Source organism: Wolbachia endosymbiont (group B) of Camptogramma bilineatum (assembly GCF_947251825.1).
Taxonomy (GTDB): domain Bacteria; phylum Pseudomonadota; class Alphaproteobacteria; order Rickettsiales; family Anaplasmataceae; genus Wolbachia.
The window spans coordinates 43257-58189 of record NZ_OX366391.1 but is presented as its reverse complement, the minus strand read 5'-3'; the positions used below and the strand labels follow the sequence as shown (position 1 = coordinate 58189).

15 protein-coding genes are annotated in these 14933 nt (G+C 34.7%); 8 read left to right on the top strand and 7 right to left on the bottom strand.

Features of this window, described 5'->3' with window-relative positions; all coding sequences use genetic code 11:
* The first annotated feature begins 1 nt into the window (after position 1).
* The 3 genes from leuS (at position 2) to OPR44_RS00310 (ending at position 3988) form a co-directional block, all read left to right on the top strand.
* Positions 2–2461: a leucine--tRNA ligase gene (gene leuS / locus OPR44_RS00320; protein ID WP_265014991.1), complete on the top strand. Its 2460-nt coding sequence runs from the start codon at positions 2–4 to the stop codon at positions 2459–2461.
* Positions 2462–2581: 120 nt separating this feature from the next.
* A complete protein-coding gene (locus OPR44_RS00315; RefSeq protein WP_264686849.1) occupies positions 2582–3139 on the top strand; it encodes a hypothetical protein in 558 nt (185 codons plus the stop codon).
* 117 nt (positions 3140–3256) lie between these two features.
* A complete protein-coding gene (locus tag OPR44_RS00310; protein ID WP_265015474.1) occupies positions 3257–3988 on the top strand; it encodes a cell envelope biogenesis protein OmpA in 732 nt (243 codons plus the stop codon).
* A gap of 115 nt (positions 3989–4103) precedes the next feature.
* Here OPR44_RS00310 and folD read toward each other — a convergent pair whose 3' ends face one another.
* The 6 genes from folD to ndk form a co-directional block, all read right to left on the bottom strand.
* The gene (folD, locus tag OPR44_RS00305; protein WP_265014990.1) at positions 4104–4991 is read right to left on the bottom strand and encodes a bifunctional methylenetetrahydrofolate dehydrogenase/methenyltetrahydrofolate cyclohydrolase FolD; all 888 of its coding nucleotides are present in this window, start codon (positions 4989–4991) and stop codon (positions 4104–4106) included.
* Entirely contained in the window at positions 4975–5550 is a 576-nt protein-coding gene (locus OPR44_RS00300; protein WP_264377496.1) for a UbiX family flavin prenyltransferase, read from the bottom strand. The genes folD and OPR44_RS00300 overlap by 17 nt, the downstream gene beginning before the upstream one ends.
* Complete coding sequence (locus tag OPR44_RS00295) at positions 5543–5800, bottom strand: DUF2312 domain-containing protein (protein ID WP_006014634.1); 258 nt, start codon at positions 5798–5800, stop codon at positions 5543–5545. Before OPR44_RS00295 ends, OPR44_RS00300 begins: the two co-directional genes overlap by 8 nt.
* Positions 5801–5809: 9 nt before the next feature.
* Complete coding sequence (locus OPR44_RS00290; RefSeq protein ID WP_029237684.1) at positions 5810–7087, bottom strand: HlyC/CorC family transporter; 1278 nt, start codon at positions 7085–7087, stop codon at positions 5810–5812.
* Between the two features lie 172 nt (positions 7088–7259).
* Positions 7260–8336 (bottom strand): aspartate aminotransferase family protein, encoded by a 1077-nt coding sequence (locus tag OPR44_RS00285; protein WP_265014989.1) that lies wholly within the window; start codon positions 8334–8336, stop codon positions 7260–7262.
* Between the two features lie 122 nt (positions 8337–8458).
* Entirely contained in the window at positions 8459–8878 is a 420-nt protein-coding gene (gene ndk, locus OPR44_RS00280) for a nucleoside-diphosphate kinase (protein WP_149168695.1), read from the bottom strand.
* 114 nt (positions 8879–8992) lie between these two features.
* Between ndk and OPR44_RS00275 the strand changes: the two genes are divergently transcribed.
* The 3 genes from OPR44_RS00275 (at position 8993) to OPR44_RS00265 (ending at position 11695) form a co-directional block, all read left to right on the top strand.
* Positions 8993–9817: a hypothetical protein gene (locus OPR44_RS00275; protein WP_264336351.1), complete on the top strand. Its 825-nt coding sequence runs from the start codon at positions 8993–8995 to the stop codon at positions 9815–9817.
* Entirely contained in the window at positions 9814–10767 is a 954-nt protein-coding gene (gene hemH, locus OPR44_RS00270) for a ferrochelatase (protein WP_265015473.1), read from the top strand. Before OPR44_RS00275 ends, hemH begins: the two co-directional genes overlap by 4 nt.
* Before the next feature lie 61 nt (positions 10768–10828).
* The gene (locus tag OPR44_RS00265) at positions 10829–11695 is read left to right on the top strand and encodes a hypothetical protein (protein ID WP_265014988.1); all 867 of its coding nucleotides are present in this window, start codon (positions 10829–10831) and stop codon (positions 11693–11695) included.
* On the opposite strand, the gene gshA is transcribed toward OPR44_RS00265, so the two are convergent.
* Positions 11683–12840: a glutamate--cysteine ligase gene (gene gshA, locus OPR44_RS00260; RefSeq protein ID WP_265014987.1), complete on the bottom strand. Its 1158-nt coding sequence runs from the start codon at positions 12838–12840 to the stop codon at positions 11683–11685. The two genes, OPR44_RS00265 and gshA, sit on opposite strands and share 13 nt — an antisense overlap.
* Positions 12841–12922: 82 nt before the next feature.
* Between gshA and hslV the strand changes: the two genes are divergently transcribed.
* Positions 12923–13477, top strand: coding sequence for an ATP-dependent protease subunit HslV (gene hslV, locus OPR44_RS00255; protein ID WP_026092657.1), 555 nt, complete (start codon positions 12923–12925; stop codon positions 13475–13477).
* A 1-nt stretch (position 13478) separates the two neighbouring features.
* The gene (hslU, locus tag OPR44_RS00250) at positions 13479–14930 is read left to right on the top strand and encodes an ATP-dependent protease ATPase subunit HslU (protein ID WP_264375136.1); all 1452 of its coding nucleotides are present in this window, start codon (positions 13479–13481) and stop codon (positions 14928–14930) included.
* Positions 14931–14933 lie beyond the last annotated feature (3 nt).

Below are 14933 nucleotides of genomic sequence, written 5' to 3'. Positions count from 1 at the left end.
TATGAAATATGATTTTAAAAACGTTGAAAAATTCTACCAAAATAAGTGGGATTTTTCTGTAAGCAAAGATAGTAAAAAGAAGAAATGTTACGTGTTGGAAATGTTTCCATATCCATCTGGTAAGATTCATATGGGGCACCTGCGTAACTATGCAATAGGAGATGTTATAGCACGTTACAAGAGAGCTCATGGATTTGAGGTTTTGCACCCAATTGGCTGGGATGCGTTTGGATTACCAGCTGAAAATGCAGCAAGGGACAATAATATTAACCCTGCGGCGTGGACAAAAGAGAATATAGACAATATGCGTGCACAGCTAAAATCTATAGGTCTTTCCTACAATTGGAATCACGAGCTTTCCACATGTGAGCCTGATTATTACAAACACGAACAGAAATTTTTTCTGGATTTTTTAAAGCATGGTCTTGCCTATCGAAAAGAGTCGTGGGTTAATTGGGATCCAGTGGACCAAACAGTGCTTGCAAATGAGCAAGTGGTTGATGGAAAAGGATGGCGATCAGGTGCAGTTGTTGAAAAACGTAAGTTATTCCAATGGTTTTTAAAGATTACTGATTTTGCTGAAGATTTGCTTCATTGTCTGCAAAGTTTAAAAAATTGGCCAGAAAAAGTCAAAACTATGCAAGAGCGCTGGATAGGAAAATCTGAAGGGGCAACTATAGATTTTGAAATAGTTGGCTTAAATAAGAAGTTAAAGATTTTTACAACTTCTCCTCATACTTTATTTGGAGCTTCTTTTCTTGCAGTAGGAGCAGAGCACCCTATTGTACAAGACCTTAAAGACAAAGAAATAAGAGACTTTATTGGTAATATGAAGGCAAAGGGGGAGAATGATGAAAAAATTGGAATTTACACTGGACTGAACGTCAGGCACCCATTTCTCGACAAGGAATTACCAATTTATATAGCGAATTTTGTGTTGATAGAGTATGGAGAAGGTGCGATTTTTGGTTGCCCTGCACATGATCAGCGTGATTTTGAATTTGCACAGAAGTATGGTTTACCGATTATTCCTGTAGTTTGTGAAGAGACCACAGAGATCTTAAAAGAACCGTACTTCGGTGATGGAGTGATGTTCAATTCTGAATTCTTAAACGGACTAATGATTAATGAGGCAAAAAAAGTAATCATAAAAAAACTTGAAGAAAAAGGAATAGGTAAGAAAACAATAAACTATCGTCTACACGATTGGGGAATTTCAAGGCAACGTTATTGGGGATGTCCTATACCTATTATACATTGTAAAGATTGTGGAATTGTTCCAGTTCCAGAAAAAGACCTCCCTGTTGTTCTACCAACGGATGTAGAATTTACAAGTGGTGGTAATCCCCTGGATAAGCACCCAACCTGGAAATTTGTTGATTGTCCAAAGTGCGGAAAGCAAGCAGAACGTGAAACTGATACATTTGACACTTTTTTTGAATCTTCTTGGTATTTTGCTGCATTTTGCAGTGAAAATAAATCGATTAATAAAGATACTTGTAATCGTTTTATGCCTGTTGATTATTACATAGGTGGAATAGAACATGCAATTCTACATTTGCTTTACTCAAGGTTTTTCTGCCGTGCTTTAACTAAATGTGGCTATTTTGACGTTAAAGAGCCTTTCTCTACTTTAATCACTCAAGGAATGGTCTGCCATATAACTTATAAAGATGAGAATGGCAAATGGCTCTTTCCCGAAGAAGCAAAAGAGTTGATTGCGAAGGGTGCTAAGATCCAAGTTGGAAAAGTCGAAAAGATGAGTAAGTCAAAGAAGAATACAGTTGACCCAAACTTTATCATAGAAAAATACGGTGCTGATACTGCTCGTTTGTTTGTATTATCCGATACCCCCCCAGAAAAAGATATGGAATGGTCTGATGATGGCGTGGAAGGTTGTTTTCGCTACATAAATAAATTGTGGCGTATGGTAGTGCAACTTAGGCCCGTAAACATACACTATGATAATGAAAACATTGTAGGTAAACTCCTAGAGTACAGAAAAAAAATCCACAAACTCTTACACGGACTTACAGATGACTTGGAAAACTGCAGATTAAACTGTGTGGTAGCAAAGTTTCGTGAAATGACAAATTTAATAGCTGAAATAGACGTAAAAACTGGAAAATCTCTTATTGATGAAGGTATATGCATACTAATCAGAGTAATTGAGCCATTCATGCCACACCTGGCTGAAAATTTATGGCAAGAAATAGGAGGCAAAGGTATGCTATATCTAAAGCCTTGGCCAAAAGCTGATGAATCACTACTAATTGATAATATGGTAACTGTAGCAGTGCAGATCAATGGAAAGTTACGTGCGACCATTGAAGTGGCAACTGATTTACCTCAAGAAGAATTGAAGAAAATAGCAACAGGTTCTGTATCCAATAGAATCGATCAAAGCAAAATTCGCACTATATATGCTGTACCAAATAAGGTAGTAAACATAGTTATATAAAAATTTTGAGTAGCATGTCCCTAATTTCGTAGGTATACTTTTTTTGATATGAGATTATATCTTTTTTAATATAAAGGATATATACTTGTGCATTATATATTTTTTTGTATGGGTAGTTATATGAAAATAAAAGGATTGTGTGTTTTAGCTGTGTTGCTCACTTCATCTCTAGCAGGTGCAGCTAGTAATAAAGCAGCTAGTAATAGTGCAAAAGAGCAGTACTACGCAGGTTTAAACTTTGGTGGTGGATGGGGTACTGGATTAAAAATAAAACCTGGCTTAGTTTTTGGTTATAATTATGATAAAAGCTCTAAGTTTGAACTTGAGATTCTCACCGACGTAAGTGATATGTTTGGTAAGGCAACCAAGAAAATGGGAGCTAGTTTATTAGCACATTACCGTTATTATCCTGACGTTGACATTGATCCTGTGAAACTATATGTCAGTGGAGGTTTAGGAGGACATCTACAAGTATATCCTTTTGACATTGTTGGCACTGAAACACTAGATAAAATACTGGGTGCTATTTCGTACAAACTGAAGGTTGGTGTTGATTATGAAGTTGCTCCACAGATAGTTGGTACAGCTGCTTTAACCGTAGGCGGGCAACTGAGTGGTTTAAAAGCAAAACAAATACCAGATGCGATGCTGGAAGTAGGAGTACGTTATAGTTTTTAATGCTGGATGGCATTGTGTACATGTTTAGGTGTAACCATAAGCAATGCTCAAAACTTGCTGCTAGCATGTTTGAACACTTATTTTAGTATGTTTTAAGGAATGTTACATATGAGTAATATGAAAATGAAAAAATTGTTTGCTATATTGCTTGCTTCATCTTTAGCAAGTACAGCTAGTAGTAATGCAAGTGAGTTAGAAGATCGGTACGAAGATCGGTACGAAGATCAGTACTATGTAGGTTTAAACTTTGGTGCTGGATGGGGTGATATTTTTAAAATGAAACCTAGCGTTGTTTTTGGTTATAATTATGACAAAAATTCTAAATTTGAACTTGAGGTTCTTGCCAACATAAGTGATATAACTGATAAACAAAAAAGGAAAGTAGGAGCTAGCTTGTTGGCGAATTACCGTTACTATCCTGATCTTGAAATTGATCCCATTAAATTATATGCCAGTATAGGACTGGGTGGATATATCCAAGTATTGCCTTCTTTTGGCTTCGGTGGCAGTAGTACAGGTAAAACTACAGTCAAAAATGTTTCAGATAGTGGTAATTCAGGTGAAATTGTGAGTAAAGGTGGTGGAAAAAACGATAATAGAAGGGAAGAGGAAGAAGAGAGTCAAGAAGCTCCAGCTCTACTAGCTGCTGATAAAACGTCTGATCCATCTTTAGTAGACAAAATACTGAGTTCTATTTCCTATAAACTAAAGGTAGGTGTTGATTATGAATTTACTCCGCAGATAGTTGCTACAGTTGCTATTGCTGCAAGTGGGCAATTAAGTGCCTTCAAGCCACCAGTACAAATACCAGATGCAATCATAGAAGTAGGCATACGTTATAATTTTTAATGTTCTAAATTGCATATTTCTTGTAGTGAATAAGATAATCCTGCAAAGAGGTTTGCTATTTGGATAAAAATTCGATGTTATTATCTAGAGACGGGTATCTATTTTTCTTATGCCCTCAATTAATGAAATCAGAAGGATCAACTTCCCGCTGTAAGCAAGCAGCAACTACAGTGTTGATCATAAGAAATGCTATTGTCATCGGGCCAACTCCACCAGGCACTGGAGTAATAGCTTTGACTTTTTCTTTTACTCCCTCAAAGTCAACATCACCCACAAGCTTACTTTGATTTCCTATGTTAATGCTATTTATGCCAACATCAATCACTATTGCACCTTTTTTTATCCAATCTGGTTGAACAAAATTTGGCTTTCCAACTGCTGCAACTACTATATCCGCCTTAGAGCAATAATCAGCTAAATCCCTACTTTGTGAATGCAAGATGGTAACAGTGCAATTTTCTTGCAACAATAGGTGAAACATTGGCTTACCCACAATATTTGATCTGCCAATGATTACCGCATTTTTACCGGACAGATTATTTTCAACTGACTTAATTAAATGCAAAGAACCTTTGGGAGTACAAGGTATCAGACAATTTTTTTCACCTTTAACTAACCTGCCAACATTCTCATCATGAAAGCCATCTACATCTTTTTCAACACTTACTGTATTAATTATCCTGCTTGCACTGATGTGCTTTAGCAAAGGCAACTGAACTAAAATTCCATGCACAGATGAATCTTCATTTAATGTATTAACTTTTTCAATCAATTCATCTTCTGAGATACTATCAGGCAAAACAATAGTTTCAGAACTTATGCCTATTGATTCTGCTTTTCTTTGTTTATTACGAACGTAGACCTGACTTGCTGGATTGCTACCCACAAGAATTACTTTAAGACAAGGAAAAACATTATACTCTTTCTTTAAAATATCAATTTTTTTTGATAGCTCCTCACAGAGATCATTTGCTATTTTTTTACCGTTAATAATAATTGACATTTCCTTGCCACTCCTTGAAGTCAGGTAATGAGATATCAAATAAATTCAATACTTTACCAACAGCATGATTTACAATATCATCCAAAGATTTTGGTTTAATATAAAAAGCAGGCATCGGCGGAGCAATAATTGCTCCCATCTCCGTTAGTTTTAACATATTTCGGAGATGTCCAAGATGTAGTGGAGATTCTCGCACCATAAGAACTAATTTTCTTCTTTCTTTTAGAGTTACATCTGCAGCCCTTGTTAATAGATTGGAAGTCACCCCCGATGCTATTTCAGACATTGTTTTCATAGAACATGGAGCAATAACCATACCTGAGGTTTTAAATGAGCCGCTTGCTATTTTTTCTCCTATTTTTTCTTCAGAATAGTAAAAATCTGCAAGCGACATAATATCTTCAAGTTTTTCTTTAATCTCATGAGCTATAGTTATTTTTCCAGCACTGCTGATCACTAAATGAGTTTCATGATTGGTATTTTTTAGTGCCTCTAGAATCCGTACACCGTAAATAGAACCAGATGCTCCACTTATTCCAATTACAATCCTACTATTCACCTTCGTAATTCATTCCCAATGCACGTTTGTAGGTATCAAGTAATATTTCCTGTTCCTCCCTGTCATCATCATCCATCTTTCTTAGCCTAATAATCTGTTTCATCACTTTTATATCCCAACCTTCATCTGCAGCTTTTGCATATACATCACGAATGTGATCTTGCACATCCCTCTTTTCTTGTTCAAGTTTTTCGATTCTCTCTATATAGCTCTTCAAATCTTCAGCCGTTATTTTTACTGTATCTTCCATAGAACCCAACTAATTAATTGCTACTACAGTATTATCAGTTTTTACTTGTACTTCAATCATAGTAATAATATTTTTATCTTTTTTTAAAATCTTAAAGTAAAAACCGTACATGGAAAACTCTTCATTTTCTTCAGGAATGCGCTCTATCTCGTTTACAATCATACCTGCTAGAGTTGTAGCTTCTTCATCAGGAAGATCCCAATGTAACTGTCTATTAATATCCCTAATAGTAGATTTTCCTTCTATGTGATACATATTATCGGATATCTTTTTTATAAAATTCTCTGTGATCAAATCATGTTCATCTGAAATTTCTCCAACTATTTCTTCCAGTATATCCTCAAGAGTTACGATTCCCTGTAGTGCTCCATACTCATCAATAACAAATGCAAGGTGTTTCCTGTTTTTACGGAAGTTGTGAAGTTGTACACTGAGTGGCGTACTTTCTGGTATAAACCAAGGCTTTGACATAACTTTGGCAATCTCTATTTTATTATCCTTTTCACGCAAGGCATTTATTAGATTTTTCACGTGAACCACTCCAACAATATTATCTGGTTCTTTTTGCCATAAAGGTACTCTGCTATGGCTACTGGTTAAAATCTCTCTTATTAACTCTTCTTTATTTCGATCTATATCAAGAGAAAATAAGTTTCTCCTGTGGGTCATAATTTGTGATATTTCTGTCTCAGCCAAATCAAGTATACTATTTAGCATATCTAAATCCTGTTGTAACATAGTGCCCTCACTGCGGTGAAGAGTAATCATATTACGCATTGCATCTGCTGCAGATATTACCTCCCTATTCTTATGAAGCCCACATAACTTCAGAATGATATTGACAATAAACTGAATGCCTAATGTCAATGGAGAAAGAACCTTGACAAAAAACAGCATAAAATAAGCAGAAAGTAATGTAAATTTTTCAGGATTTTGCATGGCGTAAGTTTTTGGTAAAACTTCACAAAATAGCAAAATACAAAACGTCATCATGAATGTTGAAAGAAATATGCCCTCACTCCCAAAAGAATTTATAAATATTACTGTAAATAAAGCAGAGCAAGTAATGTTAATAATTGTATTACACAGTAATATTGTTCCTATTGTTAATTCTTTTTTACCTAACAAAAGCTCTATTATCTTGGCTTTTTTGTTACCTTCTAGCTTTAGTTTATTCACTCGGGATCGGCTAATTGAGGTTAACCCTATTTCTGCTCCTGAGAACAAAAACGATAAAATCAATAAGAAAAAAATTGCTGACAATACTGAAATCAATAACCAATCCATTAAAGTATGATGTTATTGCGATATAGAAACAGAGTTGATTTTATATGTTGTAATAAGCATTTGCAAGTCTATATATCTTTAATATAAAAAAAATAAATCATAAAATATATCACACACTGCATTCACATGCATATTCTCAACAACAAGTGGAGGAGTTATTCTTATTACCCTATTATTTAATAATTTTAGTCATTATTAAGCCTTTGTCAAGAGATTGTTTAACAATTTTATCAGCCAACGGTACTCTAAGCTCTATCCCTATCAATAAACCCTCCCCACGAACTTCTGAAACGATCTTCGGAAATTCTTCAGTCAAAGGCAATAACTTTTCTTTTAGATATTTACTGACCTTCTTAACATGGTCAAAAAAGCCTTCCTTTAGCATTACATCGAGTACTGCATTACCAACAGTCATAGCAAGTGGATTACCTCCATAAGTTGACCCATGAGTTCCTGGAGTGATTGCTTCTGCTATATAATCTTTTACTAAACATGCAGCCAGAGGAAACCCATTACCCATAGCCTTCGCACAAGTGAGCATATCAGGTTCAACTCCTATATTTTGATAGTAAAATAGAGAGCCAATCCGTCCATATCCGCATTGCACTTCATCAAAGCATAAAATTATTCCTTGAGCTTTTGTTATCTCTCTTACTTTTTTAAGATACTCTACGTCCAATGGATGTACTCCGCCTTCACTTTGTATGGGCTCTAAAAATATGGCAGCTGTTTCGCTATTGATTTTCTTTTCTAATGCTTCAATGTTATTTCTTGGAACTTTATCAAAACCAGAAAGGAGTGGAGCAAAACCTTCGCGTGATTTTTCATTTCCCCCAGCTGAAATTGCAGCAATACTGCGGCCATGAAAACCTCCTTCAATTGTAATGATGTGACTGCGCTTTTCTTGTCCATTTAAGTAGAAATAGCGGCGAATAAATTTAATTGCAGCTTCTGTTGCTTCAAGTCCACTTAAGCAGAAAAAAACTTTATCGGCAAAGGTAAGTTCTGTTAAACGCTGAGCAAGCCTTTCCTGCTGAGGAATAGTAAAAATATTAGAGCAGTGCCATAATGAATCCAGTTGCTCCTTCAGTTTATCTGTAATGTATGGATGACAATGCCCTAGAGAGGTTGTAGAAATTCCTGCAGCAAAGTCTAAATATTTTTTACCATCCTTATCGAAGAGATATACTCCTTCTCCTCTAACTATAGAAGCTTCAGATCTATTATAAGCGTTAACAACATGATCCATTTTAAATATTATCTATACTGTGCATGAAAAAGCTTTCCCTTAATATTGCTTAAACTAAAAATTGGGCTAATATTATACAGTTCAACATAAAATTCAGGAATTTAATATGTAAAAAAGTAAAACTACACCAATTCACATTCAGCAAAAAAGAAAGCTATTTCTCTATGAGCATTCTCTAGACTATCAGAACCATGCACTCTATTTTCACTAATATCATCAGCAAAATCACCCCTAATTGTACCTTTATCTGCCTGCTTTGGATCTGTAGCACCCATGATTTGCCTGTATTTACTGACTGCATTTTCACCGATTAAAACTTGAACTATCACAGACCCAGAAGTCATAAATTCCACCAACTCTCCAAAAAAAGGCCTATCCTTATGAATTTCATAAAACAGCTCTGCTTGTTTTTTTGTCAGCATCATCATTCTTTGTGCTATAATTTTTAGTCCAGATTTTTCAATATAAGAATTTATACTGCCTGTAATATTATTTTTTACTGCATCAGGTTTTAATATCGAAAGTGTTCTCTCAATTGCCATATCATTCCCTTATATTAAGATCGTATATTTATAGATTTATTTTATTATAAACTTTGATTTGATAAAAGCAATTTTTCACTTATAGTTAAGAATAAACCATCAAGGAGGTGTTTTATGGGGTGTTGTAATAAAAAAAACAACAAACCAGTCGATCCTAATGTTAAACAATCAATTGAAACTACACTTACTGCTAAAGAATGGGTTAATCAATTCAAGTCATCAATTTTTTGTGGGACAAAAGGATTTTTAACTTTTAATTTGGCATTTTTGAGTTATTTAGAGTATAGCTTACACAATAATACAAAATTAAAAGAAGGCGCTGTTTTTGCAATAAAAAGGAATACTATTCCATTTTTCGAAATGGCTATCATAGTGCCATTTGTTTGTCTTGCATTACCATCTATGATAGGTGGGATGAACCTCATGCATTGTGCGCTTATATGTGCTGCACTGATGGTTGCAACATGTTTTGTTGTGAGAACCTTTTACTTGCGTGAAAAGTTATTGAAAAAAATGACTAATAATGAAAATTATACCGAGGAACAAATAGAGCAGGAATTTAAGAAAGACACTATAAAATTTCCTATCTTTGATAAAAACAGACAGCATATTGAATATAATTCTCCTAATCCAGGACAACTAATGAATGAAAGTCCTCCCTCTCTTTTTGTTAAGGTTTTACTTTTCCCCCTTACGATTTTTCTGAAGGCTCTACAAAGCTGCATAATGATATCTTTGGCTGCTGTTGAACTTCTTGAAGCAGTGCCAAGTTTTTGTGTTGATGTGGTTTTCGATAGAGGCTTTGCATCTACACAGAGTAACATGAAGAGATCTGCTCATCTATTGTATGCCAGTGTAAGAAATTTAGTGCCTGTAACTAAACTTGATGAGTGTGTAGCTGATTTTATAGGCAAACCTGAAGAAAGGTGCTGTCAGTGAAGAAGGCAGTAATCTTATTTAACCTAGGCGGACCTGATTCACTAAGTGCGGTCCGTCCTTTCTTATTTAATCTTTTTTACGATAAAAGAATAATAAATCTACCAAATCCTTTTCGCTTCCTTTTAGCAAAGTTTATCTCCAAAAGGCGAGAAAGTACTGCACAAGAAATATACGAGCACATTGGAGGTAAATCGCCAATCTTGGAGAATACGAAAGCACAAGCTGATGCTTTAGAACTAAAATTAAATAAAAATGGAAACCATGTATATAAGATATTCATCTGCATGCGTTATTGGCATCCATTTGCTGATGAAGTTGTTAAAAGCGTAAAGCAATTCGACCCTGACGAAATCATTCTGTTACCACTATATCCGCAATATTCAACCACCACAACTCTATCATCCATCGAGAATTGGCAAAAAAATGCCAAACTGGAATGTAACACAAAAACAATTCACCATTATTATGACAATGAAGACTTTATTGAAGCTCATGTTAATCTGACGTCTAAATATTATAAATTAGCTAGCAAAATCGGTAAGCCAAGAGTCCTATTCTCGGCTCATAGCTTACCTCTTAGTATCATTAAAAAAGGCGACCCTTACGCTTCACAGATAGAAAAAACAGTAAAATTAATAGTAAAAAAATTGAATATTGAAGATCTTGATTGGGGAATATGTTATCAGAGTAAGGTTGGCCCTGTAAAATGGTTGGAGCCTAGCACTGAAAGTGAGCTATCACGCGCGAAAGACGATAATATACCTGTAGTTTTATCACCTATATCTTTTGTTTCTGAGCATTCTGAAACACTGGTTGAACTTGATATAGAGTATAAAGCAATTATCAAAGACGGATATTACTTTCGCGTACCAACTCTCAGTACTGATCTCTTATTTATCAAGTGCTTGGCCGATTTATGTTTAGATCACTCTCAAAGTACTGATTTATAGCACTTTTCTTTTTAGATTTTTATAGTATAATATTAAAAAGTTATTATTTTATTATCTACTTATGCCAAAAGGTAAGCCAAATACATTTATAGAAAGTATACATGATGTTCACAATCATGATATTAGAAAGATGTATTGTATTGCAGTAGGTTTAACAGGCATATTGTGTAAAATTTCATTGCAATTCTGTTGCGAGTTTATTGATAACAACAGATCCAATATTTGTACTATATTAGATATTTCTAAGTTCATAAAACTACCAACATCAATAATATTTGCTCTTCATTTTGGTCTCAATTTAGCTGGATATAAATCTAAGAAACCTGCGAATGGTGAAGAGGAAAATAAACCTGAAAAACCAATACAGGTTGTAGGTAACTCAGCGTACTTGGCAAGCTGTATCATAGGAATATTGATGCAGGCAAAAATCATTCATTTCTTAGCTAGAAACAACAAGGATGTAATAAGTTATATTAGCTTAACATCAGCAGTTCTATTTCTATTTTCAGAATTCGCAAGCTGTTATTATAAGTGCGAAGAATATAAGGAAGTGCATAAAAAATATCAAGAAGCATGTAAAAAATACAAAAAGGGTGATGACGAACTTACGAAATGTGAAGCTGAGCTTGCTAAATGCAAGAAGAATGTTATGTTTAGCACATTCACTTTGTCATTGGGCTTGTTAAGCTTCATATTAAAAAGAATGGAAATTGCAACTATACCGATAGACTTGGGTGGTGGCATAATCTATAATTTCAACTTAACTGTTACGGTCAGTTTGATACTAAGTATAGCATATCTAGTATCAAACATCGATAAGTTTGTCAATCAACCTAATAATGGTACTGATCCTTCTACTGGATTTGATGACGCTCACCATATTCAGCATAATGGCGGCAGCATTGTAGAAAGTAATTATTCGAGATGAAAAGACTTAATTTCTACTGCCAATGCTAGCACTGCTAATTTGCTAACAATGTTCCAAAGTGGCAGAGTTTTATTTTCTTGGCTGATGTCATAAAATTCACAGTCAGTGGAATTCAAGCTAGAATATACATCTTTCCTGCTATTACATCGGTATAAGTAACATGTTGGAGTATCTCCTATATAGTATATTAGCGGTTCTGCAGAACTACTTTTAAATATGTCAATAGTTGGTACACCTTCTTGTATAATAACACTATTGATTGCTATTCCTTCTTTTATCTTTTTCATTTTATGACGCTTTTTTTTATTGAGATTTAATATTTCCTTTCCACTTGTTGCTGTTATAATGCCCATTCCATATGTGCCATTGCTTGCTTTGATAAAAACGTAAGGTTGTGTTTTTATTTCATATTCCTCATATTTTTTTTGCACTAGAGATAATATTTGGTCAACTTTAGTCGCTACTGCTCCTAGTGATGAATCATCATTAAAGTCAACTCCATTACAGCTTTCTGTAAGCACAGAAATAAGCCATGGGTCCATTTTAAATTCGCCACAAAATTCGGACACTAATTTTTGATAGATTTCAAAATATTGAAATTTCTGCCTACTGTGCCAGCCATATAATGGACTTGGCACTATCTCTTGTTTTACGTTTTCTAGCGTGTCTGGAATGTGGCTCGTCATATCACGGTTCAGTATAATCACATCAGGCACAAATCCTGAAGTTGTCTTCAGCAAAGAGTTTTCTTTCACAACAGTTTCATACTGTTCTATTAAATTGTACGTTTCATTATGAAAGAGGCCAATTCTAGTTTCAAAACCTGCGAGTTGCAGTACTTTCTCTATAACAAATACGTTTTCTATATACATTTTATTTCGTGTGTAATTCTCCGGTATTATAAGAGTCTTTTTATATTGTTTTGTTTCAAAATAACTTTTTATTAGTTTTGCTGCTGTTGCTCTTGATGTCTCACTTAGATTGTTGAACCCTGCAGGAAATAAATTAGCGTCCACTGGGGCAATTTTGTAGCCTGAATTCCTAAGATCTATGGAGCTATAAAATGGTAATGTAAAACCATTAAATTTTGTTTCGAACCAATTATTTATATCTTTTTCCAGATTTGGATGAATTATGTTTTGCATCTACACTTTAAATGTTATAAGAAAAGTACTATATTATAAGTTATAATCTTAATATAATATAACGAATTAAAATAACAAAAAAATGATTCATCATGACAGCAGTAAAATGTATGGTACTACTATACTGTCAATTAGAAGAGACAAAAATGTAGTAGTAATAGGTGATGGGCAAGTCTCGCTAGGCCATACCGTTATAAAATCTGGAGCAAAAAAAGTTAGGCGTCTTTCTGGTGATTCCGTAATTGCCGGTTTTGCTGGAGCAACAGCTGATGCATTTACTCTCTTCGAAAGGCTAGAATCTAAACTTGATAAGCACCCAGGACAGTTAATGAGGGCATGTGTTGAACTTGCAAAAGACTGGAGAATGGATAAATATCTAAGAAAATTAGAAGCTATGATGATCGTGGCAGACAAGTCCATTTCATTGGTCATTACAGGAACGGGTGATGTTCTTGAACCTGAAGATGGCATTGCAGCCATTGGCTCTGGAGGAAATTTTGCTTTATCTGCAGCAAAAGCTTTGATTGACGTTGAAGGAATATCAATAGAGGAGATTGCAAAAAAGGCTATGAAGATAGCTGCCGATATATGTGTTTATACAAACCATAATCTAATTATCGAAAAAATAAAGGAGTAATATGTCAAGAACTTTGTGTACCAATTCTTCTGGTCAACCTGTAGTAGGTCAATCTGATAATAATGATGACTGCAATAAAAAAAACGGCCTCTATGAAAATGAAGGTACAGAAAGTAGCAGCATCCAAAGCTCACAAGCTTTATTAGATGATCTACCACCACAGAAGATAGTTAAAGAGTTGGATAGATTTATAATCGGACAGAATGACGCAAAGCGCGCTGTTGCTATTGCACTCAGAAATCGTTGGCGTCGAAATAAAGTCCCACTTCCACTACGTGAAGAGATTATACCTAAGAATATACTCATGATAGGCCATACGGGAGTTGGTAAAACTGAAATAGCTCGCCGTTTAGCAAAGCTTGCTGGTGCACCTTTTATAAAAGTTGAAGCAACGAAATTTACTGAAATAGGATATGTTGGACGTGATGTTGACTCGATAATACGTGATTTAGTTGATGCAGCAATAGTTTTAGTTAAGGAAAAAGCACGTAAAGCCTTAACTAAAAAAGCTTTAGGTTTGGCTGAAAAGATAATAGTCAACTCCATGGTTGGTGAAGATGCAACCGAGGAAAGCAAAAAAGTTTTCAGAGAAAGACTGAGAAATAAGGAATTTGAAGATGGAGAAGTTTCTATTAACGTCAGGGAGAGCAAGGGTATGCTACCCACTTTTGATATACCTGGTATGCCAGGTGGGCAAATTGGCGTGATGAACGTAACAGAAATAGTGGGTAAGATGTTTAATGGGAACAAAAAAACAAAAACTATTACAGTTAAAGTGAAAGAAGCGCGTGAAATATTGATTAATGAAGAAAGCGAAAGGTTAATGGATGAAGACAAGATAATCAAAGAAGCGATTGATCTTGTTAGCAATGAAGGTATAGTGTTTTTGGATGAAATAGATAAAATTGCAGCACGTACAGAAATAAAAGGTGAAGTCAACAGAGAAGGAGTGCAACGTGATCTGTTACCACTACTTGAAGGAACAACTGTTTCAACTAAGTATGGCACCGTAAAAACAGACTATATATTATTTATTGCATCTGGTGCTTTTCATTTGTCTAAACCATCCGATCTTTTACCAGAATTACAGGGTAGATTGCCAATTAGAGTGGAACTTAAGGCACTTACTCAAGAGGATTTAATAAAAATATTAAAGGAACCAGAATCTAGTTTGTTAAAACAGTACATAGCTTTAATGAAAACGGAAAATGTAACACTTGAGTTTACTGATGATGGTATAGAAACTATAGCTGAAATAGCTTTTACAGTTAATAGAGAAGTAGAAAATATAGGTGCAAGAAGACTTCATACTGTCATGGAGAAGCTTTTAGATGAAATAAGTTTTATCGCTTCTGAAAAAAATAATGAGAAATTTGTTATAGATAGCAAGCACGTAAGAGATAAGCTTGAATCAATTTCAAAGCAGCTTGATTTATCTAAGTTTATACTTTAGAAG

What these genes read in the sequence shown, in the direction of transcription:
- leuS (WP_265014991.1), top strand. Translation starts at nt 2, where the DNA reads ATGAAATATGATTTTAAAAACGTTGAAAAATTCTACCAAAATAAGTGG.
- OPR44_RS00315 (WP_264686849.1), top strand. Translation starts at nt 2,582, where the DNA reads ATGAAAATAAAAGGATTGTGTGTTTTAGCTGTGTTGCTCACTTCATCT.
- OPR44_RS00310 (WP_265015474.1), top strand. Translation starts at nt 3,257, where the DNA reads ATGAAAATGAAAAAATTGTTTGCTATATTGCTTGCTTCATCTTTAGCA.
- folD (WP_265014990.1), bottom strand. Translation starts at nt 4,991, where the DNA reads ATGTCAATTATTATTAACGGTAAAAAAATAGCAAATGATCTCTGTGAG.
- OPR44_RS00295 (WP_006014634.1), bottom strand. Translation starts at nt 5,800, where the DNA reads ATGGAAGATACAGTAAAAATAACGGCTGAAGATTTGAAGAGCTATATA.
- OPR44_RS00290 (WP_029237684.1), bottom strand. Translation starts at nt 7,087, where the DNA reads ATGGATTGGTTATTGATTTCAGTATTGTCAGCAATTTTTTTCTTATTG.
- OPR44_RS00285 (WP_265014989.1), bottom strand. Translation starts at nt 8,336, where the DNA reads ATGGATCATGTTGTTAACGCTTATAATAGATCTGAAGCTTCTATAGTT.
- ndk (WP_149168695.1), bottom strand. Translation starts at nt 8,878, where the DNA reads ATGGCAATTGAGAGAACACTTTCGATATTAAAACCTGATGCAGTAAAA.
- OPR44_RS00275 (WP_264336351.1), top strand. Translation starts at nt 8,993, where the DNA reads ATGGGGTGTTGTAATAAAAAAAACAACAAACCAGTCGATCCTAATGTT.
- OPR44_RS00265 (WP_265014988.1), top strand. Translation starts at nt 10,829, where the DNA reads ATGCCAAAAGGTAAGCCAAATACATTTATAGAAAGTATACATGATGTT.
- gshA (WP_265014987.1), bottom strand. Translation starts at nt 12,840, where the DNA reads ATGCAAAACATAATTCATCCAAATCTGGAAAAAGATATAAATAATTGG.
- hslV (WP_026092657.1), top strand. Translation starts at nt 12,923, where the DNA reads ATGATTCATCATGACAGCAGTAAAATGTATGGTACTACTATACTGTCA.
- hslU (WP_264375136.1), top strand. Translation starts at nt 13,479, where the DNA reads ATGTCAAGAACTTTGTGTACCAATTCTTCTGGTCAACCTGTAGTAGGT.